This is a genomic window from Pantoea sp. T14 (genome assembly GCF_036663535.1).
In the GTDB taxonomy this organism is placed as follows: domain Bacteria; phylum Pseudomonadota; class Gammaproteobacteria; order Enterobacterales; family Enterobacteriaceae; genus Pantoea; species Pantoea phytostimulans.
On the sequence record NZ_JAWUEB010000008.1, the window covers coordinates 68,206 to 94,682 of the forward strand.

At 50.0% G+C, this 26,477-nt stretch carries 24 protein-coding genes; 8 read left to right on the top strand and 16 right to left on the bottom strand.

Features of this window, described 5'->3' with window-relative positions:
• The first annotated feature begins 10 nt into the window (after positions 1-10).
• Entirely contained in the window at positions 11-1,366 is a 1,356-nt protein-coding gene (locus SC127_RS02440; RefSeq protein WP_332625058.1) for an NAD(P)H-dependent oxidoreductase, read from the top strand.
• 57 nt (positions 1,367-1,423) lie between these two features.
• Positions 1,424-2,308: an NAD(P)-dependent oxidoreductase gene (locus SC127_RS02445; RefSeq protein WP_332625060.1), complete on the top strand. Its 885-nt coding sequence runs from the start codon at positions 1,424-1,426 to the stop codon at positions 2,306-2,308.
• Here the strand turns inward: SC127_RS02445 and SC127_RS02450 are convergent.
• The 6 genes from SC127_RS02450 to xylF form a co-directional block, all read right to left on the bottom strand.
• On the bottom strand, positions 2,301-3,344 hold the full coding sequence (locus tag SC127_RS02450) for a LacI family DNA-binding transcriptional regulator (protein WP_243080021.1): 1,044 nt from the start codon (positions 3,342-3,344) through the stop codon (positions 2,301-2,303). The two genes, SC127_RS02445 and SC127_RS02450, sit on opposite strands and share 8 nt — an antisense overlap.
• A gap of 579 nt (positions 3,345-3,923) precedes the next feature.
• Positions 3,924-5,606 carry a methyl-accepting chemotaxis protein gene (locus SC127_RS02455; protein ID WP_332625062.1) on the bottom strand — a complete coding sequence of 561 codons (1,683 nt, stop codon included), beginning with the start codon at positions 5,604-5,606 and terminating at the stop codon, positions 3,924-3,926.
• A gap of 451 nt (positions 5,607-6,057) precedes the next feature.
• Positions 6,058-7,236: a D-xylose utilization transcriptional activator XylR gene (gene xylR / locus SC127_RS02460; protein WP_215845198.1), complete on the bottom strand. Its 1,179-nt coding sequence runs from the start codon at positions 7,234-7,236 to the stop codon at positions 6,058-6,060.
• A gap of 83 nt (positions 7,237-7,319) precedes the next feature.
• Entirely contained in the window at positions 7,320-8,495 is a 1,176-nt protein-coding gene (gene xylH / locus SC127_RS02465; protein ID WP_215845074.1) for a xylose ABC transporter permease XylH, read from the bottom strand.
• The gene (locus SC127_RS02470) at positions 8,488-10,014 is read right to left on the bottom strand and encodes a xylose ABC transporter ATP-binding protein (protein ID WP_332625063.1); all 1,527 of its coding nucleotides are present in this window, start codon (positions 10,012-10,014) and stop codon (positions 8,488-8,490) included. Before SC127_RS02470 ends, xylH begins: the two co-directional genes overlap by 8 nt.
• Before the next feature lie 57 nt (positions 10,015-10,071).
• The gene (xylF, locus tag SC127_RS02475) at positions 10,072-11,058 is read right to left on the bottom strand and encodes a D-xylose ABC transporter substrate-binding protein (protein WP_332625065.1); all 987 of its coding nucleotides are present in this window, start codon (positions 11,056-11,058) and stop codon (positions 10,072-10,074) included.
• 379 nt (positions 11,059-11,437) lie between these two features.
• Here xylF and xylA point away from each other — a divergent pair, with 379 nt between their 5' ends.
• Genes xylA through SC127_RS02490 form a run of 3 tightly spaced genes read left to right on the top strand, consistent with a single transcriptional unit; the run spans position 11,438 to position 14,573 of the window.
• Positions 11,438-12,760 (top strand): xylose isomerase, encoded by a 1,323-nt coding sequence (xylA, locus tag SC127_RS02480; RefSeq protein ID WP_332625067.1) that lies wholly within the window; start codon positions 11,438-11,440, stop codon positions 12,758-12,760.
• Between the two features lie 13 nt (positions 12,761-12,773).
• The gene (gene xylB, locus SC127_RS02485) at positions 12,774-14,234 is read left to right on the top strand and encodes a xylulokinase (RefSeq protein WP_332625069.1); all 1,461 of its coding nucleotides are present in this window, start codon (positions 12,774-12,776) and stop codon (positions 14,232-14,234) included.
• Between the two features lie 39 nt (positions 14,235-14,273).
• Positions 14,274-14,573: a hypothetical protein gene (locus SC127_RS02490; RefSeq protein ID WP_332625070.1), complete on the top strand. Its 300-nt coding sequence runs from the start codon at positions 14,274-14,276 to the stop codon at positions 14,571-14,573.
• Between the two features lie 280 nt (positions 14,574-14,853).
• Here SC127_RS02490 and SC127_RS02495 read toward each other — a convergent pair whose 3' ends face one another.
• Positions 14,854-15,117 carry a hypothetical protein gene (locus SC127_RS02495; RefSeq protein ID WP_332625072.1) on the bottom strand — a complete coding sequence of 88 codons (264 nt, stop codon included), beginning with the start codon at positions 15,115-15,117 and terminating at the stop codon, positions 14,854-14,856.
• 398 nt (positions 15,118-15,515) lie between these two features.
• Here SC127_RS02495 and SC127_RS02500 point away from each other — a divergent pair, with 398 nt between their 5' ends.
• The 3 genes from SC127_RS02500 to SC127_RS02510 all read left to right on the top strand — a co-directional run bounded on the left by SC127_RS02500 (position 15,516) and on the right by SC127_RS02510 (position 18,226).
• The gene (locus SC127_RS02500) at positions 15,516-16,535 is read left to right on the top strand and encodes a tyrosine-type recombinase/integrase (protein WP_442955735.1); all 1,020 of its coding nucleotides are present in this window, start codon (positions 15,516-15,518) and stop codon (positions 16,533-16,535) included.
• Positions 16,536-16,831: 296 nt separating this feature from the next.
• Positions 16,832-17,263 carry a DUF2382 domain-containing protein gene (locus SC127_RS02505; RefSeq protein WP_215845061.1) on the top strand — a complete coding sequence of 144 codons (432 nt, stop codon included), beginning with the start codon at positions 16,832-16,834 and terminating at the stop codon, positions 17,261-17,263.
• Positions 17,264-17,266: 3 nt separating this feature from the next.
• On the top strand, positions 17,267-18,226 hold the full coding sequence (locus SC127_RS02510; protein WP_332625075.1) for a YsnF/AvaK domain-containing protein: 960 nt from the start codon (positions 17,267-17,269) through the stop codon (positions 18,224-18,226).
• A 246-nt stretch (positions 18,227-18,472) separates the two neighbouring features.
• Here the strand turns inward: SC127_RS02510 and SC127_RS02515 are convergent, their stop codons facing one another.
• The 9 genes from SC127_RS02515 to SC127_RS02555 form a co-directional block, all read right to left on the bottom strand.
• Positions 18,473-19,621: a Fic family protein gene (locus SC127_RS02515; RefSeq protein ID WP_243080072.1), complete on the bottom strand. Its 1,149-nt coding sequence runs from the start codon at positions 19,619-19,621 to the stop codon at positions 18,473-18,475.
• A gap of 500 nt (positions 19,622-20,121) precedes the next feature.
• On the bottom strand, positions 20,122-20,862 hold the full coding sequence (locus SC127_RS02520; protein WP_332625077.1) for an SDR family oxidoreductase: 741 nt from the start codon (positions 20,860-20,862) through the stop codon (positions 20,122-20,124).
• A gap of 19 nt (positions 20,863-20,881) precedes the next feature.
• Complete coding sequence (locus SC127_RS02525) at positions 20,882-22,012, bottom strand: alkene reductase (protein ID WP_332625079.1); 1,131 nt, start codon at positions 22,010-22,012, stop codon at positions 20,882-20,884.
• Positions 22,013-22,083: 71 nt separating this feature from the next.
• Complete coding sequence (locus SC127_RS02530) at positions 22,084-22,764, bottom strand: type 1 glutamine amidotransferase domain-containing protein (RefSeq protein ID WP_332625081.1); 681 nt, start codon at positions 22,762-22,764, stop codon at positions 22,084-22,086.
• A 125-nt stretch (positions 22,765-22,889) separates the two neighbouring features.
• Positions 22,890-23,495, bottom strand: a complete 606-nt coding sequence (locus tag SC127_RS02535) for a TetR/AcrR family transcriptional regulator (protein WP_215845057.1) — start codon at positions 23,493-23,495, stop codon at positions 22,890-22,892.
• A gap of 69 nt (positions 23,496-23,564) precedes the next feature.
• The gene (gene bhsA / locus SC127_RS02540) at positions 23,565-23,825 is read right to left on the bottom strand and encodes a multiple stress resistance protein BhsA (protein WP_215845056.1); all 261 of its coding nucleotides are present in this window, start codon (positions 23,823-23,825) and stop codon (positions 23,565-23,567) included.
• A gap of 144 nt (positions 23,826-23,969) precedes the next feature.
• Positions 23,970-24,791, bottom strand: a complete 822-nt coding sequence (locus SC127_RS02545; RefSeq protein WP_243080069.1) for an alpha/beta fold hydrolase — start codon at positions 24,789-24,791, stop codon at positions 23,970-23,972.
• Positions 24,792-24,926: 135 nt separating this feature from the next.
• A complete protein-coding gene (locus tag SC127_RS02550; RefSeq protein ID WP_243080068.1) occupies positions 24,927-25,682 on the bottom strand; it encodes an alpha/beta hydrolase in 756 nt (251 codons plus the stop codon).
• 156 nt (positions 25,683-25,838) lie between these two features.
• Positions 25,839-26,477, bottom strand: a 639-nt coding sequence (locus tag SC127_RS02555; protein ID WP_332625085.1) for a type 1 glutamine amidotransferase domain-containing protein, incomplete at its 5' end; no start/stop codon positions are given.

Genomic DNA, 26,477 nt, shown 5'->3' on the forward strand with positions numbered 1-26,477 from the left:
GGAGTAGAAAATGAACTTAGCAGCACTGTTAGCTGAGCGTGCCTGTGCCGTGAATTCAGGTACAGCACAACCGGTCCGAGTTGGCATCATTGGCGCAGGTAAATTTGGATCGATGGTTCTTGCCCAACTGCGCCATCTGAACGGTTTGCAGGTGGTGGCCATTGCCGATCTCGACGTGAGTAAAGCCCGTGCAGCCCTGGCGCGAGTGGGCTGGCCTGAATCTCAGTATCAGGCACAAACTATCGATGCTGCGTTGCGCGAAGGGTCAACCTGTGTGGTTGAGGACGCGGAAAAATTGTTCCGCTGCGAGCAGATCGATTGCATTGTTGAAGCCACAGGCCATCCGCTGGCGGGAACCCGTCATGCACTCCATGCTGTTGAACATGGCAAGCATGTGGTGATGGTAAACGTTGAGGCCGATGTGCTGTGCGGCCCCTTAATCGCTGAGCGTGCGCGTCAAAATGGTGTGATTTACAGCATGGCGTACGGGGATCAACCCGCCATTATTTGTGAACTGGTGGATTGGGCCAAAGCCTGCGGATTTGAAATTGTTGCGGCCGGTAAAGGCATGAACTTTGAACCACGCTATCGCTATTCTACTCCGGATACAGTATGGGGTTTTTTTGGCTGGAGCGAAGAAGAAGTGGCGGCCGGAGACTTCAATCCTAAGATGTATAATTCCTTCACTGACGGCACCAAAGCGGCAATTGAAATGGCGGCAGTGGCCAACGCGACCGGACTGGATTGTCCTGATAACGGACTGGCTTTTCCTCCAGCCGGTGTGCATGACCTGGCGCGGGTCTTTTCACCTGAGTCTGACGGTGGACGACTGAGCCGTAGCGGTCTGGTGGATATTGCTGCCAGCCAGGAGCCTGATGGACGGGAGGTGCTGAACAACATTCGCTATGGCGTATTTGTCACGTTTAAAGCCCGGGATGAATACAGCCGCGCCTGTTTTAAACAGTACGGACTGCTGACCGATCCCAGTGGTTGGTATGCCTCTATGTGGCGTCCTTTCCATCTCATCGGCCTTGAAACCAGCATCAGTATTCTCTCTGCGGTACTCCGTAATGAAGCCACCGGTTCGGCTTTAAGCTTCCGGGGTGATGCTGTCGCAACGGCTAAACGAGACCTCAAAGCGGGCGAAATGTTGGATGGCGAAGGTGGGTTTACCGTCTGGGCCAATGCACTGCCAGCCAACATCAGCGTGGCGCAGGATCTGTTACCCATGGGATTAGCGCATCACGTTCGTCTGGTTAAAGATGTCGCTAAAGACAAAGCGGTACGTTTTTCTGATGTTCAGTTTGATAACAATCTGGATATCGTAGAGTTGCGTAAGCAGATGGTCAGTCTGGCGGGATTATAAACAGTGATATTACCCGCTATTGCCGTTGCAGTAGCGGGTAATGTCTGGAGAAACAACATGGCTTCAGAAACACGTATTGGATTGGCTGGCGCCGGATTAATGGGACAGCCAGTGGCACGGCGCTTAGCCGCTGCCGGCTATTCCGTTGCGGTGTGGAATCGTTCTAAAGATAAAGCGCATGCTCTGGAAAAGTACGGTGTTACGGCTGTAGACACTCCCGCCCAGTTAATGGCAGGCAGTGATGTCATCATTTGTTTATTGAGCGATGCGCAAGCCTGTAACGATGTCCTTTTTAATGATAACGCGCTGAAGCACATCAGGAAAAAAGCCGTCATCATTATGATGAGTACCCTTTCGCCACAGATTGTGATTGAGCAGCAACACAAGGCGAACGCAGCACAGGCGGACTATCTCGATATGCCGGTATCAGGTGGCACGACGGGGGCAGAAAACGGCACATTGTCATTGATGGCCGGTGGTAATGCAGAAACTATTGACCGGTTACGCCCGCTGCTGTCTCACCTGGGTAAAGTCACGCGTGTGGGAGAGGTGGGCGCTGGCCAACTGACTAAACTCGCCAATCAGATAATTGTCGCAGGCACGCTGAGTTTGTTGTCGGAAGCCTTTACCCTTGCCCAGCGCGGCGGAGCCGATCCGGCAAAAGTGCGTGAAGCATTGCTGGGTGGTTTTGCTGACTCAACCCTGTTGCAACAGCAAGGTGAACGTATGGTAAACGAAGACTTTAAGGCCCGCGGCGCGGCAAAGTGGCAGCTTAAAGACACGCGCAGCAGTGTGGCGCTGGCTGAGCAATTTGGTCTGACATTACCGCTGACTGAGACGGTGAACCAGCTTTTCAGCCAAATGATTGACGCTGGGGATGGCGACTTAGATCACTGCGCCATTATCAGGCAAATTCAGCGTTTAAACGGCATGCCTATTTAACCCGGGCCACGCTCTCACGCTTGATTAACGTGCTGTTTAGTTCACAGGGCTTCTGCCACTCACCGGAGAGACTTAAGAGTGCCTTATCGGCCAACTCTTCAAGAGGGTGTTTGATAACGCTAATTGACGGGCTCAGGAGTCGGCTCCAGTGGCTGTCATGGTAAACAATCAGCGAGAGGTCTTCAGGAACAGAGAGCTTCAACTGCCGGATGCGCGACATAATCATCGGTGCAATCGACGTATTTCCAATAATGATTGCAGTCGGTGGTTCCTGAAGCGATAACAACTCATCAAGCGCCTGGCTGGCTAGCGGATCACGAAAGTTCTTCACTACCGCATACTGTTTTTCCCAGTCAATTCCATAGGCTTTCAATCCTTGTTTATAACCCTTCAGCCTTTGCAAAGAGGTCGAGGTATTCAGCGGCCCGCTTATCCAGCCAATACGGCGATGGCCTTGCTGAGCAAGATAACGGGTAGCCTCGCAGGCGGAAGCTTCATTGTTAAAGCCAATGACACTGGCATGTGTCACCTCGCTAAGGTAGCGATCGATGAAAACGATAGCGATGCCCATTTCGCTAATGGATTGCCACATATCGCTATTCGCGCTGGTGGGCGTTGCTATGATGGCTTTAACCCGTTTTTGCATTAACATGCTCAAGCTTTCCCGCTCCAGCAGCGGATCTTCCTGCGTAGTAACCAAAATGACGTTCATGGCCATTTCTCTGGCGCGACGGACAATGAGATCGGAGATCTCAGAAAAAAAATCGTTTGCGATGTCTGCTACAACCAGGCCAATCGTGTTGTTCATACTGGTTTTAAGCTCACGAGCGGCACTCTGAGGGGTATAATTCAGCGTTTGCATTGCCTCCAGAATACGCTGACGGGTGCGTTCAGATACTGAACCTGAACCGGGGTTCAATACCCGAGAAACCACACCGATCGACACCTCTGCTAAGGCCGCCACCTCTTTGATGGTACTTTTCTTTTTATCTGTCAACGCAACACTCAGCCTCATCATCAGGTTAGCTAAGTTCATGTTAGATTAATCACTTCACAAGATAAACGTTCTTCAGTGATCGGCCTTCTTTAGTCTGCGTGAGGCTGCATTTCTCTGCTTTAGAGGGTGTGGTGTTGGCAGGAGATTGTTAAGGCTGTTTTGAGATGTCCGGGTTTTAGCCAAACTGAAATATCCGTCAGATCTTGCCGCTGTGATGTAAGCGAGGTAGTAAGCCGTCCTCAGCCAAGAAATCCTGGATAAAGGACGATAATGCGGACATCTCACTATAGCTGCCATAAGCTAAAGTACGCATAATGTAATTTATGTTAAATTTATAATTAGATCATGCAATTGGCCGAAGACCCAGTGAAAAACACAACGGGTCGTCCCGGCGAAGGATTTGCGGTAAATCCCTAAAGAGGTACTGACAGAGAAAAGACGGCCATAAATAATTGCTTCTTTGAAACGAACGAATGATTAATGTCAAAAGGAGCATGTCTGGCATGCTCCTTTTTTACAGGAAGGTAACAAAGAGACAGTAATTTTAGACAGGCAGCTTTTGTTGCAGGATTTTTAGACAAAGCATTCAAAACCCGCCGTCTGGCTCAAATCGTTCAATTAAAATGATTCCCAGCTTCCCTCTGTAGCGGCCGTTTTGCCAGGTAGTCGTGGTGCCTGACGGACAGTGCTAAATTGCTGCTGAGTGGCGACCGAGACAGGAACGCTGACCGTTTGCGTACGGTTTATAGTGCTTCCTTCATTTAAGCGAAACATGCTCACAATCTCCTGCAACACTTGGGTTTGTTCCTGCATGGAGGCTGCAGCAGCCGCAGACTGTTCTACCAGAGCAGCATTTTGCTGAGTAGTCGTATCGATTTGCTCCATGGCGCAATTGATTTGCTCAATGCCATCATTCTGTTCCCGGCTGGCTTGAGCAATTTCGTTAATCAGTTGTTCCATGCTCTGCACGTTTCTAACGATGCTCGTCATGCCCTTATCAGCCTTGTCCACTAATGTGGTGCCTGCGTTAATGCGCGATACAGATTCATCTATCAGCGTTTTGATTTCACGTGCAGCGGAAGCACTGCGTTGGGCCAGTGTGCGTACTTCACCGGCGACCACAGCAAACCCTCGGCCAGATTCACCCGCGCGAGCAGCTTCCACAGCCGCATTGAGGGCCAGTATGTTGGTCTGGAAAGCAATGCCATCGATGACAGAAATAATACTGGACATTCTGGAGGAGGATTCATAAATCTCCTTCATCCGGGTGGACACATCATTCATCAGCTCGCCATTCTCTTTTACAATGCCAGCGGTTTCAGAAACAAACTGACGTGCCTGCGCCGTGTTTGCTGCGGTATTGCTGATGGTGGCGGTCAGTTCCTCGAGTGTTGCCGCTGTTTCTTCCACGCTCGCTGCCTGTTCTTCAGTGCGGGATGAGAGATCCTCGTTACCGGTGGCAATTTCATCAGCAGCCGAGGCTATGCTGTCTGATCCTGCACGCACTTTTTGCACAGTCTTACGTAGACTTTCAGTCATTTCACGCAGGGCGGCCATCAACTGCCCTAACTGATCATGAGAGTCTACCCGCACATCGACGGTCAGATTACCGGCTGCCACTTCGCGCGCTATACCCACAGCAGATATCAGTGGGCGCGTAATGCTACGCGTGATAAGCAATGCAAGAAGCGAGCCCATAATTAACGCAACAATACCTACCGCCACCAGTGTCCAAACGGCAGATGTACCTGCACTCTGGATATGACCACCATTCTCATTAATGAGCCTTTGCTGGTTGTTAGCCACAGCACGAACAGCATCGGAATAAGCGCGCATAGCAGGTAGCAACTGGCTACGAATAACTTCAGCGGTCGCGTTCACATCTCCCTGAGCACTGAGTTTCAGGGCAACATTGCGCGCTGCGGTATTCCCTTTACGTGCCTCACCCACTCCCTTCATTAATTCTTTGCCGTGATCAGACGTGATCATATTTTCCAGCTTTTTTTGTACCGCGCTGGCTCGCTCAGAGTTCTTCTTCATTTCCTCTGAAGCATATTGTTTAATACTTTCAGCGGGTGAGGTCATTACGACAAGGGCCAGAGCGGCGTTAGTGTCAATGATGGATAACCATTCGGTCGATAAGCGCTCCCGCACTAAATAATCATGCGTAACACTTTTTGTGGCCTGCATCATGCCGCGCAGATGCCATCCTCCAGTAATGACCATCGCAATCATCAGAATAAGTACCAGTGAAAACCCTGCACCCAGACGGGTTCCAATTCCCAGGTTATTTATTTTCATTATTTATCTCATCTAAGCCAGTTTCGTGATAATGAAGCTGATAGCCATAAAGAGTTTAGGTAGCCACAGCGGCTCATTTAGCGCCGGACGACATCCAGTAATAATTCTGATAACGCTATGTCCGATTATTGTTATCGGTTTATGCATGGATAAGTTTATGGTTGAAGTAGAAATAGACACTTTTGAGCAGGGGTTTGCTCGAGTTGCGCTGAATATTAGAGAGGGCTTCTCAATAAAGGAATTGGGATTGGTCAGCTGCCAGCAAACGACGCACTGATATAAGCGAAGCAGTCGAAAATATGTCGCTATTACGAATTAAGCTAATTGCCAGTTCGCTGTTACGGAACTTTTAGCGATGGCGGAGCAACTATGTGCATTAACATAAGCGCAGTTGAAAATGTTCAAATTATTGACAGGTAACACCTGTCAATAATAATAGAAAATATCGAGGTTAAACGGCCATTTCGCTATAACGCTCCCGGTACTCTTTCGGTGTAAAAGCGTAGACTTTTTTAAAGACCGAATAAAAGTACTGCAAAGAGGGATAGCCGCACACCTGCGATATTTCATTGATCGAAAGCGATGTTGAAACCAGCAGCGATCGTGCTTTTTCTAGCTTTTCTGTATGAATTACCGCGTGGATGGTTTCTCCTGTTTCATCCTTAAAGCGTTTCTCCAGGTTAGAGCGCGACATACCCACGGCATCCAGCACTTGCTCTACCTTGATTCCTTTGCAGGCATTGTAGCGAATAAAGTGCATCGCCTGGATTACCGCCGGATCAAGTAGAGAACGATAATCTGTTGAGCGTCGTTCAATAACCTTCACAGGCGGAACCAGCACGCGCTGAAGAGGAAGTTGGCGTTGGCCCAGCAGGCGATGCAGCAGTTTAGCCGCCTGATATCCCATCTGACGCGAGCCTTGAGCCACGGATGACAGCGCTACCCGCGAAAGAAAGCGCGTCAGCTCTTCATTATCTATACCGATCACGCAGAGCTTTTCCGGCACCGGAATATTGAGGTGTTCACATACCTGTAACAGATGGCGCGCTCGGGCATCAGTAACGGCAATAATCCCGGTTTGTGGGGGTAATGTTTGTACCCAATCGGCCAGCCGATTTTGTGCGTGCTGCCAGTTATCTGGCGCAGTTTCCATTCCCTGATAAACCACGCCCTGATAACGCTCTTCAGCGACCAATTGTCGAAAAGCGTACTCGCGTTCCTGTGCCCAACGTTTGCCGCTGGAAACGGGCAAGCCGTAAAAGGCAAAACGGTGCACACCTTTTTCTTTCAAGTGTAAGAAGGCACTTTTAACCAGCGCGTGGTTGTCGGTAGCGATGTAATGCACTGCCGGATAATCTTCTTCCCGGTGATACGAGCCGCCGACACCGACGATAGGTACTTCAACATTTTTCAGTAACTGTTCGATCTCCCTGTCGTCAAAATCAGCAATCACACCATCGCCCAGCCACTCTTTGATATTGTCGATACGGCAACGAAAATCTTCTTCGATAAAAATATCCCAGTCGCTTTGCGAAGCTTGCAAATATTCGCCCACGCCTTCGACGACCTGTCGGTCATAAACCTTATTCGCATTGAAGAGCAGAGTGATCCGATAACGTTTCTCAAACATGGCTGTTTCCCACTGTTTATTCTGCTTTTTGAATAGCACAGTGCGCTTGTCACCAGGAATAAATTCGTCGGACATGTGATCCTCTACACGCGACGCTTGGTGGCAGAGTCCATCCAGACTGCCAACAGCAGTATCGTGCCTTTAACGATGTACTGCCAAAAGGTGGGGACATCCATCATGCTCATACCGTTATCCAGCGAAGCCATAATAAAGGCGCCCATTACCGCACCGGCCACACTCCCTATTCCACCCGCGAGACTGGTTCCCCCGATAACGCATGCAGCGATAGCATCCAGTTCTGCAATATTACCCGCCGATGGCGAACCTGCACCCAACCGTGAACTGAGAATTAACCCGGCAATGGCTACCATTAATCCGTTAATCGCAAAGACCGCTAGCTTGGTTCGCGCCACGTTAATGCCGGAAAGCCTTGCGGCATCAATGTTGCCGCCGATAGCGTAAATGCGGCGACCGAAAGCAGTACGTGTGGCAATAAACAGCCCGCCCAGCATCAGTAATGTCAAAATCAATACTGGCGTAGGCACGCCACGGTAATCGTTGAGCATCCAGATGGCACCGAGCACAATGACAGCGGTCAACGCCTGGCGTATCAGCGTGCCGGAAGCAGCAGGAAGCGATAAGCCAAGTTTTTGCCGGCGCTGACGAAGTCGCCATTGCCAAAGAACGAACAGCACCAGCCCTACCACACCAAAACCGAAGCCGATGCCTGATGGCAAATAGCTTTGCCCAATTTGCGACATTCCCGGACTGATAGGTGACACCGTTGTACCATTAGTGATGCCGACCAGAATGCCGCGGAAGGCCAGCATTCCGGCCAGAGTAACAATAAAAGAGGGAACCTTACGATAGGCGACCCACCAGCCATTCCATGCACCCAGTAACAGCCCCATCACCAGCGTTACCGCAATGGTCAAGGGCAAAGGCCAGCCGAACCAGACATCAAAAATAGCCGCCGCGCCGCCCAACAGCCCCATCATGGAACCAACGGAAAGATCGATCTCCGCAGAGATAATGACAAACACCATGCCCACCGCCAGGATGCCGGTAATTGCTGTTTGTCTCAGCAGGTTTGAAATATTGCGTGCGCTAAGGTAAGAGCCGTCAGTGGTCCAGGTGAAAAAAGCCACAATTAACACGATGGCGAGAATCATCACGCCAACTTGTAGATTAAGCCGCGCACCCGCCCATTTTCGCGTAGGCAACGGCGTAGCGGGTTGTGTTGAATCGGTTTTAAGCATGATGTTCACTCCTGAGTGCCGCTTCCATAATTTTTTCCTGGGTCAGGTCCTGGTTTAAAAGGTCAGCTTTAATCTGCCCCTGATGCATCACCAGAACGCGATCGCTAAGGCCTAACACTTCGGGAAGTTCGGATGAGATCACAATGATGGCAATCCCTTGTTGCGCCAGTTGATTGATCAGCTTGTAGATTTCATATTTTGCGCCGATATCAATACCGCGCGTTGGTTCATCAAGGATGAGAATGCGTGGGTTGAGCAACAGACATTTTGCCAGTACAGCCTTTTGCTGGTTACCGCCACTTAGCCGACCAATGGCCAACTCGGGTGAGGCGGTTTTGACCTTAAGGCGAGCCAGCGCATCCTTAATGACCTGTTGTTCTTGCGCTTCATCCAGCACTGAAAACACGCTACTGAATTGAGCCAGCGACGCGAGAGTGATGTTTTTTCCAACGCCCATCACCGGCACGATGCCATCCCTTTTACGATCTTCCGGTACCATCGCAATACCGTGCGCAATGGCCTGCTGGCAGTCATTGAGGCTGACGGATTTTCCATCAATCCAGACTTTACCTTCCCAGCGGCCTGGCCAGACACCAAACAGACACTGAACCGCTTCGGTGCGCCCGGCGCCGACTAAGCCAGCAATGCCAAGAATTTCCCCGCGCCGCAGGCTAAAAGACAGGTTATCCACCCGTTTGATGCTGCGATTGATCGGATGCCAGGCTGTCAGGTTCTCTACCCGTAAGATCTCGTCGCCGACCGGATGCGGTTCGACAGGATAAAGCGAGGTCAACTCGCGGCCTACCATCATGGTAATGATGTCATCCTCACTCATCGCATCCGCGCGGCGTGTGCCAATATGTTGCCCGTCACGGATCACGCAGATGGTGTCAGAAATATCCTTTACTTCGTTGAGCTTGTGCGAGATGTAGACGCAGGCGATACCGTGATTGCGCAGATTACGGATAATATCCAGCAGTACCTCCGTTTCCTGTTCGGTTAACGAAGAGGTAGGTTCATCCAGAATCAGTAGGCGAACCTGCTTGTTTAGCGCCCGGGCTATCTCAACTAACTGTTGCTGACCCAGCCCCAGTTCACCCACGCGTGTCTCTGGCGAGACGTTGAGCCGCACCTGTTGCAACAGTGTCTGGCAGCGCAGCGTCATGCTGTCTACATCTAAAACGCCGCGTTGTGTCAGTTCGCTGCCGAGAAAGATGTTCTCCATTACCGTCATCTGCCGCACCAGTGCCAATTCCTGATGAATGATGACAATGCCTTTGCGTTCGGTGTCGCGGATATTAGTCGCACGCAGTTCTTCTCCGGCAAAAAAGATATGACCCTGATATTCACCGGCGGGATAAAGGCCACACAGCACTTTCATTAAGGTTGATTTGCCAGAGCCATTTTCACCACATAGCGAAATCACTTCGCCTGGCTCCAGCGTCAGCGAAATGTTATCAACGGCCTTCACAGCGCCGAAAAGTTTGGTGATGTTTTTCATTTCAAGCAGTTTGGTCATGACATCTCTCCAGGCTGCCCTGAGGAAAATCCGCCGTGTTTACGGCGGTTAACAGGATCAGAGCTCGCTCTTTTTATGGAAGCCGTCTGCGACCACCGTGCTTTCAATATTGGCTTTATCAACGGCAATTGGCTCAAGTAGCCAGGCAGGAACCTCTTTGGTGCCGTTGTTCAGCGTTGCATTGGACTTTGGTTGCTTCCCTTCTCCCAACTCCACAGCGATATTCGCCGCATTATCAGCGAGTTTGCTGATCGGTTTATAAACCGTCATGGTTTGCGTACCGTTATTAATACGCTTGATGGCGGCGAGATCAGCATCCTGACCAGAAATTGCGACTTTACCGGCCAGTCCTTGCGCGCTTAGTGCCTGTATTGCACCGCCTGCGGTGGCATCATTTGAAGCGACAACGGCATCTATTTTATTGCCGTTGGCGGTCAGGGCATTTTCCATGATTTTCAACGCGTTTTCTGGCAGCCAGGCATCAACCCATTGATCACCCACAACCTTGATTTTTTTGCTATCGATCAGCGGTTTCAGCACCTTCATTTGCCCATCACGGAACAGACGTGCGTTATTATCGACCGGTGAACCACCCATCAAAAAATAATTACCTTGCGGCACGCGCTTAACCAAGCTTTGCGCCTGCATTTCACCCACTTTTTCATTATCAAATGAGATATAAAAATCGATATCAGCATTATTTATCATGCGGTCATAGGCCAGCACTTTAATTCCTTCACGTTTAGCCTCAGCAATAACATTGCTTAATACCTGACCGTTGTAGGGAATAATAACTAAAACATCTACGCCGCGATTAATCATATTTTCAATCTGCGCCATTTGCGTTTCTTCATTGCCATTAGCGGACTGAACAAAAACTTTCGCACCAAGCGATTCCGCTTTCTTGACGAATATATCGCGATCTTTCTGCCAGCGTTCGAGACGTAAATCATCAATCGCCATGCCAATCTTCACCTCTTTTGCGAAGCCAGCATGGCTGAACAGACTGAGTGCGGCACACATCGCCAGTATGGTTTTTTTCATTTTTTATGGCCCTGTAGGTTGAAGTAAGGGTAAAACCTGCCAATGCGCTAATAGGCTGATGAATTGTTATCTTTCAGTTTCATATCAGCAATTATAGATTTTCGTCTTTCTATTATGTTTTTTGGTTTATTTAAGAAAGTATGAAGTGGATCGTATTTTTCCCTTTTTCAGGCAAATTACGTCTTTTATTTTTTCGAGGCGAATCAGAAAGTGAAAAGGTATTTTCTGCCTGTATTTTGCGAGCTGACGCACATTTAATAATTATCTCAATGGCAGTGTTAAATAACGTAATTGAGCGTCAGGGATTCACTCATCACAATCATCTTCACATACCGCTGAGTATTCAGCTGTCCTATGGGTAAGGTTAAAGGAGTTACACATGCAATCCTGGTTCGATCAGCTCGATCGCGTCCGCTATGAAGGAACGCAAAGCACTAATCCTCTGGCTTTCCGCCATTACAATCCCGAGGAACTTATTCACGGAAAACGCATGGAAGATCACCTGCGTTTCGCGGCCTGCTATTGGCATACTTTCTGCTGGAACGGGGCTGATATGTTTGGCAGTGGGGCTTTTAACCGCCCATGGCAGGGGCCGGGAGATGTGCTGGAGCAGGCGAAGCGCAAGGCCGATATTGCCTTTGAGTTTTTTCACAAGCTGAATGTGCCGTGGTACTGCTTTCATGACGTTGATGTCTCACCCGAAGGCGATTCGCTGAAAAGCTATATCGATAACTTTTCGACCATGACCGATGTGCTGGAAGAGAAGCAGGCACAGAGCGGCGTCAAACTGTTATGGGGCACCGCTAATTGTTTTACCCACCCACGCTATGCTGCTGGGGCAGCGACTAATCCCGATCCAGAGATTTTTGCCTGGGCCGCCACGCAGGTTTTTACCGCCATGAATGCGACACATCGGCTTGGCGGCGAGAACTATGTGCTATGGGGCGGACGGGAAGGCTATGAAACCTTGCTCAACACCGACCTGCGCCAGGAGCGTGAGCAGATTGGCCGCTTTATGCAGATGGTCGTGGAGCATAAACACAAGATTGGCTTCCGGGGCACGCTGTTGATTGAGCCCAAACCGCAGGAGCCAACTAAACATCAGTATGATTACGATGTTGCTACGGTATACGGCTTCCTGAAGCAGTATGGCCTTGAAAAAGAGATCAAAGTTAACGTTGAGGCAAATCATGCCACGCTGGCTGGCCACTCTTTTCATCATGAGATCGCCAGTGCTATTGCTCTGGGTATTTTTGGCTCAGTCGATGCTAACCGTGGTGATCCACAGCTCGGTTGGGATACTGATCAGTTCCCTAACAGCGTGGAAGAAAATGCGCTGGTGATGTATGAAATTCTTAAGGCGGGCGGCTTCACGACAGGCGGATTGAATTTTGATGCGAAGATTCGTCGTCAGAGCATTGATAAGTATGATCTCTTTTACGGTCATATTGGTGCTATGGATACGATGGCGTTAGCACTTAAGGTGGCTGCTCGCATGATTGACGATGGCGAACTGGACCGCCGCGTAGCTCGCCGATACAGCGGCTGGAATGATGAGGTGGGCCAGAAAATCTTAAAAGGCGAGTTTTCACTCGCTTCGCTGGCGCAATTTGCTTCGGAACATAGCCTGAATCCGCAACCGCAAAGTGGTCGTCAGGAACAACTGGAAAATTTGGTCAATAACTATCTTTTTGCACAATAACGGAGTCGCCATCATGTACATCGGGATAGATTTAGGCACTTCAGGCGTCAAGGCCGTGCTGCTGGATAACGCTGGGCAACTGATCGGCAGCCAAAGCCAGAAGCTCACTGTTTCACGGCCAAAGCCGCTGTGGAGTGAACAGGATCCCGAAAGCTGGTGGCAGGCAACCGATAGCGTTATGCGCGCACTGGCGAGTCAATATGATTTAAGCCAGGTGCGCGCCATTGGCCTCAGCGGGCAAATGCATGGTGCTACGCTGCTCGACAATGTGTGTGATGTGTTGCGCCCCGCCATCCTTTGGAACGATGGGCGCAGTGCAGAGCAGTGCCAACTACTGGAAAAGCGGGTTCCTGATTCGCGAGCTATCACTGGCAACCTGATGATGCCGGGCTTTACTGCACCGAAGCTGTTATGGGTCAAACAGCATGAGCCTGAAATTTTTGCTCAGATTAGCAAAGTGTTGCTACCCAAAGATTATTTGCGCTGGCGAATGAATGGCGCCTTCGCCACTGATATGTCCGACGCGGCGGGTACGATGTGGCTGGATGTGGCAAAGCGAGACTGGAATGATGAACTTCTCTCCGCTTGCGGATTGACGCGCCAGCAGATGCCGCAACTGTATGAAGGCAATCAGTTCACCGGCACCGTACATCCGGAAATTGCGGCGGGCTGGGGACTTAAAGATGTGCAGGTCGTGGCGGGCGGCGGTGATAATGCGGCGGGCGCAGTCGGCGTCGGTATGGTTAATGTCGGACAAGGCATGCTCTCACTCGGTACTTCTGGCGTTTATTTTCTGGTGAGTAACGGCTTTATGGCAAATCCAACCTCGGCGGTTCATAGTTTTTGTCACGCATTGCCACAACGCTGGCACTTGATGTCAGTGATGTTGAGTGCGGCTTCCTGTCTTGATTGGGCGGCAAAACTGACCGGCTGTAATGACGTTCAGCATCTTCTCGACGAAGCAGAACTGGCGCAGAAGGATCTGCCACCCGTCTGGTTTTTGCCTTATCTTTCTGGTGAGCGTACCCCGCATAATAATCCTGAAGCAAAGGGCGTATTTTTTGGTTTGACCCACCAGCATGGTCGCGCAGAACTGGCAAAATCGGTGCTGGAGGGAGTCGGCTATGCTTTGGCGCAAGGTATGGACGCGGTACACAATTGTGGCATTGCGCCGCAGAGCATTATGCTGATTGGCGGCGGCGCCCGCAGTGCCAGGTGGCGACAAATGTTGGCAGATATCAGCGGACAGACGCTCGACTTCTGCTCAGGCGGTGATGTCGGCCCCGCGTTGGGCGCGGCGCGCCTGGCGATGTTAGCGATGTCACCCGAGCGCGATGTGGCAGAGCTTTTACCCACATTGCCACTTGAAAAACGCCATGAACCGAATGCCGCGCAACATGATGCATATCGCCTAAAACGAGAGGTATTCGCGGAATTATATAGACGACTCGTACCGATGATGGGGCGCAGTTAAAAGAGCCACTATTTTAACGTTAACCGCTGGAGCCAGCGCATGGCAGAGCTCGATTCTCATGTTGTGGCCGCCAGCTACTTCGATAACGTGCTGCTGGCATTTATTTGCCACTTCCTGCCGCGCCTGCTTAAAGAACAGGCGGTCTGCAAAGACATCTACCAGCGCCCAGAACTCGTCGCGCGCGCGACCGGGATAGGTTTTCAATACAAGTTAATTAATGCGATGCGTCGTAAAGACGCCGCTCAGGTTGAAAACACCATGCGCCAGCATAGGCAGTACGCAGAGGAGGCAATGCTGAAGCTGGAAGCCTCGATCGAAGAGTTTTTTATGAACGAGTAAATACAGAATAACGACTGCGAAATAAAATAATCGATTGATTTTGATGCCGTTGTGCTGGCTAATTTTGAATTTACTTATTATTTTAAACAAGGTGTCTGATTACACACCTCGTACTGAATTATGTTTTAACCTGCCTGTACTCTTCTTTTATAACGAAACATCCTTCACCCGTTGGATTAACAAAGATAATGACTCATCTATAAGTCATTAACCTCCTTTATGACTCATACAAAAGCCATGCGTACAGCCAAACCTTAGCACCTTCGCTATAGTGAGTTATCTATAATACATAAAGCATCCTAACGGCCTTTAAGGCGGTCAAAACGGCCAGACCATTACAGAGAGTATATTCAATTGGTGTATAGGAAAAATAAAATCCAGATAATGCGATTAAAGTTATGGATGCGAGCACAATGTCTAAATAAGAATATTCCTCAATGAATCGTCCCAAGCTTGATCCAAGTTGTGGTTTATTATTTGGTTTCTCTAGTTGTAATTCATCGAGTATTATATTCCCATCCAATACTTTAACAAAATCTGTCATAATATACTCTCTTAAATTTAGTTGTTAGCGCGCACTCTTAAATTTCCCAAGTTGAATGAATAACACCTGAAAATAATTATCGCTAATTACCCTGAGGAGAAAACTCATATTTTTCTCCCGCTTCATTTTGCAAGGTGAGTGTTATCCAACCTTATCTAATTACATTTATACAAGCCCAGCCCCCTTCCTACCGATTAAATCACTAACTTCGTATAATTATACTTATACGAAGTTAGGACAAAGGCAGGCTCGTTGCGATAAGATGGGCGCATTCAGGCGGCGCAGAAAACCGGCAGCGCTACGTGAATTCTGGCGGGTTATCCCCCGTCTTTCTTTCCAGAATTCACGTAGCGCGATCAACAACAGTTTCGTTCATTAAACAGGCAAACATGACAAAAATGACTCAGCTGGCGGCGCTCAGTGCCACCGGCGATGCTGACATCCGGGAGCGGTTAAGGGAGTTTGTTCAGGACAGGGAGGCGTTTTCGCCCAATACCTGGCGACAGCTGCTGAGCGTCATGCGCACCTGCAACCGGTGGGCGGATGATAACCAGAGGACCTTTTTGCCGATGTCTTCCGCCGATCTGCGCGATTACCTGACGTTCCTGCAGGCAAGCGGGCGGGCTTCATCAACCGTTAATGCACATGCCGCGCTGATTTCGATGTTACACCGTAACGCCGGACTGACGCCGCCTAACTCTTCGCCGCTGGTTTTCCGCACGATAAAGAAGATAAATCGTACGGCCGTCATCGCGGGCGAGCGCGCCGGGCAGGCCGTTCCCTTCCGCCTGCCCGATCTGCTGGCGCTGGATGCGCAGTGGTCAGGCTCAGCACGGCTGCAGGAAGTCCGCGACCTGGCGTTCCTGCATGTGGCTTACGCCACGCTTCTGCGTATCAGCGAGCTGTCGCGCCTGCGCGTGAGGGATGTTACGCGGGCGCCGGACGGTCGCATCATTCTAGATGTGGCGTGGACCAAAACCATCGTACAGACCGGCGGACTGATCAAGGCGCTGAGTACCCTGCCTACGCAGCGGCTGGCAGAGTGGATCAGCGCGTCTGGCCTGGCGGCCGAGCCGGATGCGTTTTTATTCAGTCGTGTGCACCGTTCAAACCGGGCGCAGCTTTCATCTGAGGCACCGTTAAGCACGCGCGCCCTTGAAGATATCTTTGCTCGGGCCTGGCGCACGTCGGGTTTAGCCGAGCAGTTCAGAGCGAACAACAAGAATCGCTACAGCGGCTGGAGCGGACACAGCGCACGCGTCGGCGCCGCACAGGACATGGCCGGACAGGGCTATCCGGTTGCGCAGATCATGCAGGAAGGAACGTGGAAAAAGCCGGAGACCCTGATGCGCTACATCCGCCATGTTGACGCGCACAAAGGCGCCATGGTGGACTTCATGGAAAAGCACTCAGGCTAAATGTATAGCAATGGCATTCTGAAGCGCTAAACCGACTCGCTTAACGACCCGACTTATCCACAGAAAAAGTGGACAGCCTGTGTACAGACATGTACAGATTCTGCTCATCACTTATCTGTCAGCATACCGTCCTTCCTCTGGCGTCTGTATAAATCCAGCCCTCGTGCTTTTTATCGCCCGGCAGTGTAAATCCCTATTAATGTGCCATGATTAATTTGTCAGCCAGCTTATTACACTTAAGCATGGCTTAAGTCTGGCTGTTTATATCAGTTGGTCACACAGGTGAGCGGGCAATTATGAGCAATCAGCCTTCAGGCGAGTTACCAGAGAAAAATGACGAGGTTACTTTCAGCCTTGCGGAAGAAGAACTTCAGGTTACGCGGGAGCAGTCTGTAAAAAGCCGGGTCAAGGTGACGCGCTCAACTTCAGTGCATGACGAAACGGTAAGCATGCTGTTACGGCGCGAAAAGGTGAAGGTTACTCATGTTGCTAAAAATCAGCGCGTTAGTGCTGTACCTGAAATCAGGGAGGAAAATGGCGTGCTCATCGTGCCGGTTGTGGAAGAAGAGGTTGAGATTATACGAAGGCTGGTGCTCAAAGAGGAACTTCATATTCACAAAGCTGAGGAGGAAATTCCCTTTGAAGAAACCGTTTCCCTTCGCCGTCAACAGGTAAGTGTCCAGCGGGAAGATGGTGACGTTACAAATCCGGAAAAAACCGAGGAATAATCCATGGCACATGAAAAAATCGTAACAATGTTCAGTAATACTGCTGATGCAGAAGGTGCAAAACGAAGCCTGCTTAAGGCTGGCTTTGATGACAATGATATTGATGTGATTTCAGGTGACAGGCTCAATAAAGAGGAACACGAAGCTCGCCATCCCGGACTCTGGCAGCGTTTGTTTGGCGATACGGTCGATGAAGAGCAGGCTGAAGTTTATGAAGATGCACTGCGTACCGGTGGTGTGGTGCTGACGCTCAGAGCAGATGAAGAACAGCTTCCACGTGCCTTAAGCATTATTGACGCACATGACTCAGGAAATATGCAGCAGTATGGCGAACCGGGCCTGAGAAACGATACTGATATTCAGTCATCCGCCGGCGTGCCCACTGACGAACTTTATACCGGCGAGGTTCAGCCGACTGGCGTCACGCCTGTCAGGACTTCCCTGACCGGAGATGAAACCGAAGAGGAAGTGCTCCGCCTGGCTGAAGAAAGGCTTGAAGTCGGTAAGCGTCTGGTCAGTGAAGGATCGACGCGTGTAAGGCGTTATACCGTTACTGACGATGTGTCAAAAGAAGTCTCCCTGCATGAACAACATGCAGATATTTTTCGCCGTCCACTGACTCAGCACGCTTCCCCGGATGATGTGGACTGGTCTGAAAAAACAGTCGAAGTCGCTGAAACTCATGAGTTACCCGTGATAAATAAAACCGTACAGGTGAAAGAAGAAGTCGTGGTCCGTACAGACCAGAGCGAGCGGGTGGAAACGGTCAATGATTCGGTTCGCCGTCAGGAAGTCGATATTGACCATGCCGGAGCTGTAAAAGAAGGAGAGGAAAGTCCCCTGCCAGACACAGTCTCAACACCGGTCAGCCCGACTAAAGACGCCGAGCAAAATAAAGTACAGACAATTAAGCCCGGTGACGAACTGACCATTCAGAAAAACAAGTTCGATGAGAAGTTTTAGCAACGAAAAGCTCTGCCCTGTCGGCCAGGGTACGGCTCGGCAGAGCGTTTATCGGCCTCGGTTTATAAAAATACGGATACGACTTCTGCACAACGCGTAAGAAAAAATGCTGTTTAGCAGGTCGATAAGGACATTCAGGAAGGCACATATGCATGTTTGAAGCACACTCATGGGTGGGCTAATGGAAGACAATACTGGCCGGACTGACCCGCTTCTTTTTAGCTGCGTTGTCAGTCCGTATGCGGATCAGTCGCGAAGAAGCTCAACGTACCGGCTGTAAACGTAGCTCCTGTGTCGCGCCCTGCCTGACGTTTCAACAAGTACACCGGCTTCTACCAGACTTTTGACGGCGTTGTTCGCTGTCGGATAGGTTACCTCCAGCAGCTCAACGGCACGCTCAACTGTCAGCTTTGGCATCGTCGGCAGGAATTCAAACAGACGGATGGTGTGTACCGACGTTGAGCTCATTGAGAGGATTTTTTTTCTGTCGTCGGCAAACAAGGTCGCAATCCTAATTATCCCCTGCTGCGCCTCTTCTGCTGAAAAAGTGACCGCTTCAAGGAAAAATGCCACCCACTGTTCCCAGTCACCCTTTGATCGGATATCAGTTAAGCACTGATAGTAGTACCTCTGATGCTGTTTCAGGTACCCGGAAACGTAAAGCAGGGGTTCTTTCAGCAGCTGCCATTCTTCCAGCAGCATGGCTATAAGCAGACGACCGATGCGCCCGTTTCCATCCAGGAAAGGGTGAATGGTTTCGAACTGCGCATGTACCAGTGCGATACGTACCAGAGGTGGCAGCGAGGGTTGCGGCTCATGTATGAATTTTTCCAGATCGGACAGTAGCTCACCTACCTCTTCCGGCGGGGGCGGTACATAGGAGGCGTTGCCCGGTCTCGTCCCGCCAATCCAGTTCTGTGTCGATCTCACTTCGCCCGGTTGTTTTACGGCGCCGCGGGCACCGGATAAAAGCACCTGATGCGCATTTTTCAGCAGGCGTACGCAGACCGGAAGGCCTGAGGGAGAGTTCATCTGATCGTGCACGAATTTATAAGCCCGCAGATAGTTAGTTACTTCCTCCACATCTTCAACGTTCGTCACTGAAAGCCCCGCTTCTTCATCGAAGATATCTGTTAACGTTGCCTGGGTTCCCTCCAGCTGTGAGGTGAGCAATGCTTCCTTTCGGATAGCACTGTAAACAAGCCATTCGCTTGAAGAGACCAGGCCTGACATACCGGACAATCGGGCAAGCGACTTTTCCGCCTTTTCATTGAGTTCCTGATAAGAGACAGGGTCGAGAACGGGTGCAGCAGGAGGCAAAGGTGCAGGTATAAATGCACGAACCGTTTCATCATAGCTGGCGGTTTCGGTAAATTGTCCTGACACACGTTTCATTAAAAAATCCCTTGATTACTACAGGTGTTATTAAAAATTATTTTAATTATGCCACGCCTTATTAAAGGATTCTTTAATAACGGCGAAGCTAAGGTAAATTTCTTTTAATACGATCACGGCTGTGGAGGTGGCCTGTAAGCGGGGTTCGGGAACCAATGGAACGAAAACGTACGCTAAGCATCATGGCCTTCATTACCCAGTTTAAGCAGGTATGACAGGCAGTATTGAGCGAAAGGCGAACATAAAAGATTTGGCTTATGCTGCTGCCCTTACTGGCAGAATTTTGACCCGAGATGCTCGAAAGTTGGCCTTTAGGACATAGTCGGGTTACCCGATAATCACTACAATTTATTATCGGGCCATAGTTGCCGTGGCTCTTACCGATTTTAAGAGCATTCGGGAGGACACGCTGTTCGATTCTGGCACATAGCGGCCCCCTATTTAACTACTGAAAAAAGCACGTTACTGAGGGCCTGCTAATATTGTTGAATACCTAAGGCTCAGAATTCTTGACGAGTCGGACGTAGAACGATTTCATTAATATCAACATCTGCCGGTTGTTCAATGGCAAAAGCGATTGCGCGGGCAACAGAAGCTGCAGGTATAGCCTGTTTATAAAACTCCAGGACAGTTTCTGATGCCGTACCGGACGTTGAATACTTCAGATCACTTTCTACTGCGCCTGGCTCGATTGACGTCACGCGCACTTTATCTCCAACCTCTTGCCTTAAACCTTCTGAAATTGCCCTCACGGCAAATTTGGTGCCCGAATAGACCGTACCGCCGGGTGCAAATACCTTAATACCTGCGACTGAACTCAGATTAATGATGTGCCCACTCTCTTGTGCCAGGAAGCGAGGCAACACGGCAGCGATACCATAAAGTGTGCCTTTCAAGTTGACATCAATCATGGCGTCCCATTCGTCAGTATTGACCTCTGACATAGGGCGGATTGGCATCAGACCTGCATTGTTAATAAGAACGTCAAGTCTTCCAAAATCTCTTATAACGGCTGAAACTACGGACTCAACTTGATGCTTATCAGTAACATCGAGCGAATAACCTCTAACATCCCCACCGGCGCGGGTAATTTCCTCAATTACTTGCTCTGTTTTTGATTGTCTGCGTGCTGCGATTGCAACCTTAGCACCACGACTGGCAAGGAGTCGAGCAACCTCAGCACCGATCCCTGTATTACCGCCGGTGATTAAAATAACTTTATTTTCAATTCCATTGTTCATGATATGCCCCTTAAATTTTTTAACGCTGCGCGTTGTAAATCGGATAATCAGTAAAACCTTCACCCGCCCCGCCATACAGCGTGGTGGCGTTAAGATTGTTAAATGCCCAACCATTCGCAATGCGTTTAGGGAGATCAGGGTTGGCGATAAATGGACGACCAAATGCTATGAGATCAGCCAACTGTTCCTCGACCATCCGGGCACCACGTTCTGCTGTGTATCGACCGGCATAGATGATGCGTCCACTAAATATCGTGCGGATCTCACGGCGGAACGCTTCGGGCAAGTCCGGAGCATTTTCCCAGTCGGCTTCGGCTATAGACACATAGGCAACACCGGCGTTTTCCAGGATTTTTACAGCTTCTACGTAGGTCTTATGCGGATCACTTTCAACCAAGCCGATATAGACGCGGTCTTCATCTGTGCTGGAAAATAAAGGCGTGAAGCGAACGCCCAGACGGTCTGCCCCTATTGCATTAGTGATAGCCTGAACAATTTCATCCAGAAACCGCAGTCGATTTTCAATAGAACCGCCGTATTCATCCTTACGCTGGTTTGCATGCTCTGAAATGAACTGATTAACCAAATAGCCATTCGCAGCATGGATCTCGACCCCGTCAAAACCTGCACTGATGGCATTTTTCGCCGCCTGGGCATATAAATTCACGAGATCTTTAATTTCTGACCGAGTCAGTTCGCGGGGAATCGAAGGGATAACCAACGTGCCCGTACCTGGCCCTGTCTCAATAAAAGCCTTTGCTTGTTCAGCCTGAATCGCTGAAGGAGCAACGGGGGCACTTTCTTCTGGTTGCAGTGCAGAATGGGAAACGCGTCCCACATGCCAAAGTTGTGCAAAAATAATCCCCCCTTCGGCATGGACCGCGCGGGTCACTTTTTTCCAACCCTCAATTTGTTGCTCAGTATAAATTCCCGGTGTCCAGGCATAACCTTGTCCACGGGGCTCAATCTGAGTGCCTTCAGTGATCATGAAACCTGCACCCGCGCGTTGACGGTAATATTCGGCCATGAGGTCGGTGGGTACATTACCGGGTTGTTCACTTCTTTGGCGCGTCAGCGGTGGAAATACAATGCGATTTTTAAGGGTATAAGGACCAAGCTTGGTTGGCTCGAATAAGGCTTTATGATTCATAAGGATTTTCCATGAGTGAGCAGCGTAAGAGGTGACAGGTGGGCATCCTGTCACCTTAACTTCGTCAACAGTTATGCACCCAGCTGCTTAAGCAGCTGAGCCGCCGTCGCCGCCGAGGACGTTGGGTTTTGCCCGGTGATCAGCAGGCCGTCACTGACCACATAAGAACTCCAGTCCACCCCTTTCGAGTAAATCCCGCCTTTGGCAATCAGCTCGTCTTCTACCAAGAAAGGCACAATCTGCGTCAGGCCCACGGCTTCCTCTTCGCTGTTGGTAAAACCTGTGACCTTACGGCCTTCTACCAGCGGTTTTCCCTCCGGGGTTTTGACGTGGCGCAGCACGCCAGGCGCATGGCAGACCAGAGCAACGTGCTTGTCTGCCGCCAGGAATGCTTCGATAAGGGCGATGGAGTTTTTATCTTCGGCCAGGTCCCACAGAGGTCCGTGACCACCCGGATAAAAAACGGCGTCGTAATCAGCTTGTGAAACGCTGTCGAGGCGAACCGTTGAAGCCAGGTGTGCTGTTGCTCCGGCGTCTGCCTCGAAGCGGTGGGTCTGCGCGGTCTGGAAGTCAGGCTCATTACTTTTTGGGTCTAACGGCGGGTTACCGCCTTTCGGTGAAGCCAGCGTAATTTCTGCGCCTGCATCTTTAAAGGCGTAGTAAGGTGCGGCCAGCTCTTCCAGCCAAAAGCCGGTCTGGCGGCCGGTGTCGCCCAGTTTGTCGTGTGAGGTTAAGACCATAAGAATTTTCATGATTACTCTCCTGCATTTCAGATTAATAGTTTAATTAGACCGGTCGTCTATTAATTGCGGGCAATATTAGACCGGTCGTCTATAGAGTGGGTGCAAAAAACGGCTCTATACTGATTACCCCCTTGCTAGGGGGTAATATGAATAATTTTTCTTGTCGTGATCAGCGCTGAATCAAACGGGCCAGTATTTCGAACAATCTTGACCATTACGCTTGCACCAACCCAAAGCTGGTAGAGGCTTTCTGCCACAGTACGAGGTGTATCTTCAATCGTGAGAGACCCCTCGGCTACGCCCGTTTCTAACGCTTCGGCCAGACGCGAGATTATCCCTGAAGTGCCTGCCTCTAGCGTTAAGCGCATCGTGTCCGAAAGATCGGCAACTTCAGCACCTAGTTTCACGGCAAGACACTTACCCTGACACTCAGAGAAAGACTGAGATTCTCGCCACTGCTGCCAGTAGTTCATCAGTCGCTGAGCCATATTGAGACCAGGCTGGCTCAGTGTCCTGTCGATATCGGCTAGATAATCATCAAAATAGTGTGCCAGCATATCTACGCCAAAAGCTTCTTTCGAACTAAAGTAGTGATAGAAAGAGCCTTTAGGCACACCAGCATCTTTGAGTATTTCATTCAATCCGACCGCAGAAAATCCTTTACCAGCCATAATACGCTGACCTGTTGCAAGAATGTGCTCGCGGATTTCATTGTTATGTAGTTGAGATGTAGTATTCATATGTTTAATCTACCAAGAACTAGACCAGTCGTCTATAGGTAAGTTAAAAGCATTCCATTTTGCTAAAGCTTATTTGTAGATTTCAGCAGTACCGTACAGATGGTTATCGCCACCGGCCGAAATAATACGGTATGACGTTGCACCATGTTCAGTCGCTTTCGCCGCCAGTTTGTCCTGCAGGTCGCTCAAATTAGTTCCGACAGCTGAAGCGTTGATCACCCCTATACTTTGCCCCTTCACAGGTACAGCGTTGACTTCGGTCGCGGCAACAGTGGCAAAAGAAGCGGCAGTTAGTACGATTACGGCAAAGGCTTTAGTTACGTTTTTCATGGTTATATCCTCATTAAATTATTTTTAAGCACACTTTAAGCGTGGGTAAGTGGGTATATTTTTAGGCACTGAATTTTTTTTTAAAAATTCGTTCAAGACCTGGAAAAACGGGTGTAAATGGGGCCTTGTATGTCCCTTATCGCTTTACTCTTCAATGAATCGCAGCAGGTCTTCATTAATCGTCCCGGCTTGGGTGATTGTCATTCCGTGGCCAAATCCTGCATAGACCTTGAGCTGCGCATCTTTGACAAGTTGCGCGGACAGAATGGCCGAGTCGGCCAGCGGAACGATCTGATCGTCATCACCGTGCATGATCAGGGTTGGCACATCGATTTTCTTAAGGTCATCAGTGAAATCAACCTCAGAGAACTGTTTGATACAGTCATATTGACCTTTGATCCCACCCTGCATACCCTGAAGCCAGAAGCTTTCTCTCACACCATCAGAAGGCGTCTCTGACGAACGGTTATAGTTGAAAAACGGCGTGGTCAGATCCTTGTAGAACTGAGAACGGTCTTTTTCGACCGCAGCACGGATGCCATCAAACACTTCCATAGGCAGACCGCCAGGGTTTTTCTCACTTTGCAGCATAATCGGAGGTACTGCGCCGATAAGTACTGCTTTGCTGACGCGTGCCGAGCCATACGTACCGATATAGCGTGCGACTTCCCCACCGCCAGTAGAGTGTCCAATCAGAACAACATCGTTGAGATCTAACTGTTCGATGAGTGATGATAAATCTTCAGCGTAGGTATCCATATCATTGCCGTCCCACGTCTGACTCGAGTTGCCATGGCTGCGGCGATCGTGAGCTATTACACGGAACCCCTGCTGACCGAAGAACAACATTTGCGCATCCCATGCATCACTTGATAATGGCCAGCCGTGGGAGAAAATAATGGTTTGTCCCTTGCCAAAGTCTTTATATGCAATCTTAGAACCGTCTTTTACCTGAATAGTTTTCATCTCTTTATTCTCTTTTCTGTTGGCGACGCCTCATGGGCGGAGCATTTGATTTAGAAGTCTTTTTTTTCTTATATTTGCTTTTACACTTGGCAATCATTCAAAGAATGACTGGCCAATAAAGCATTTAACTAATGTTTACTGAGATAAACTTTGCGCCGCTTTTTCGATCAGGGTCGCAATTTTTTCCGGCTGCGATGCGTAAATGGCATGGTTGCCTTTCAATTCAGTGATGGTGCTGTGCGCGCGTTTAGCCATGAAGCGCTCCAATTCTGGATTAATAGCACGATCCTGCGTCGCCACTACGGCCCAGCTTGGCTTCGTTTTCCATGCCGGAACGCCTGCCGGGGCAGTGAATGCTGCTACTGCAGGCATGAGTTGAGATTGTGCCAACAGATTTGTTTCTTTGACTGGCAAGTCAGCTGCAAAGTCCGCGTGGAAATTTTCCGGTTTGATATAAAGGAAGTGATCTGGCGTTTCAGTAATTGACTGAGCAGCTGGCGGATATTTTTTGGCCAAACTTAGCAATGAGTCACCTTGCTCTGGCTGGAACGCTGCGATGTAAACCAGACCGGCAACAGAGGGATCATTTCCCGCGTCACTGATGATCATTCCGGCGTAGCTATGGCCAACCAGTAATGATTTACCACTTTGTAACGCGAGAGCGCGCCGAGTCGCAGCGACATCATCCGCCAGCGAGGTTTGAGGTTCCTGAACAATCGACACTTTGTAGCCTGCTTTATTCAGAATGCGAGCCACTGGATTCCAACCTGAGCCATCAACAAAAGCGCCATGTACCAGAACTATGTTTTTTACCGGCGCAGCCATTGAAGACTGAGCATAAACTGACAGAACCAGGCTTAAAGCCAGAGTAGTAAATGATTTTTTAAACATGATTAATTTCCTTCAATTGTCATTTTTTAAGTTAACACCCATGACATCTTGGCTCCCTGACTTACATGAAAGCGGACGGACATTCAGGTGTGTGATGTTGTCTAGATTTACTAAGTGGGAAGTGCTTAAAGAACTCCCTCCCCACGTGATTAACAGTTATGCACCCAGCTGCTTAAGCAGCTGAGCCGCCGTCGCCGCCGAGGACGTTGGGTTTTGCCCGGTGATCAGCAGGCCGTCGCTGACCACATAAGAACTCCAGTCCGCCCCTTTCGAGTAAATCCCGCCTTTGGCAATCAGCTCGTCTTCTACCAGGAAAGGCACAATCTGCGTCAGGCCCACGGCTTCCTCTTCGCTGTTGGTAAAACCTGTGACCTTACGGCCTTCTACCAGCGGTTTTCCCTCCGGGGTTTTGACGTGGCGCAGCACGCCAGGCGCATGGCAGACCAGAGCGACGTGCTTGTCTGCCGCCAGGAATGCTTCGATAAGGGCGATGGAGTTTTTATCTTCGGCCAGGTCCCACAGAGGTCCGTGGCCACCCGGATAAAAAACGGCGTCGTAATCAGCTTGTGAAACGCTGTCGAGGCGAACCGTTGAAGCCAGGTGTGCTGTTGCTCCGGCGTCTGCCTCGAAGCGGTGGGTCTGCGCGGTCTGGAAGTCAGGCTCATTACTCTTTGGGTCTAACGGCGGGTTACCGCCTTTCGGTGAAGCCAGCGTAATTTCTGCGCCTGCATCTTTAAAGGCGTAGTAAGGTGCGGCCAGCTCTTCCAGCCAAAAGCCGGTCTGGCGGCCGGTGTC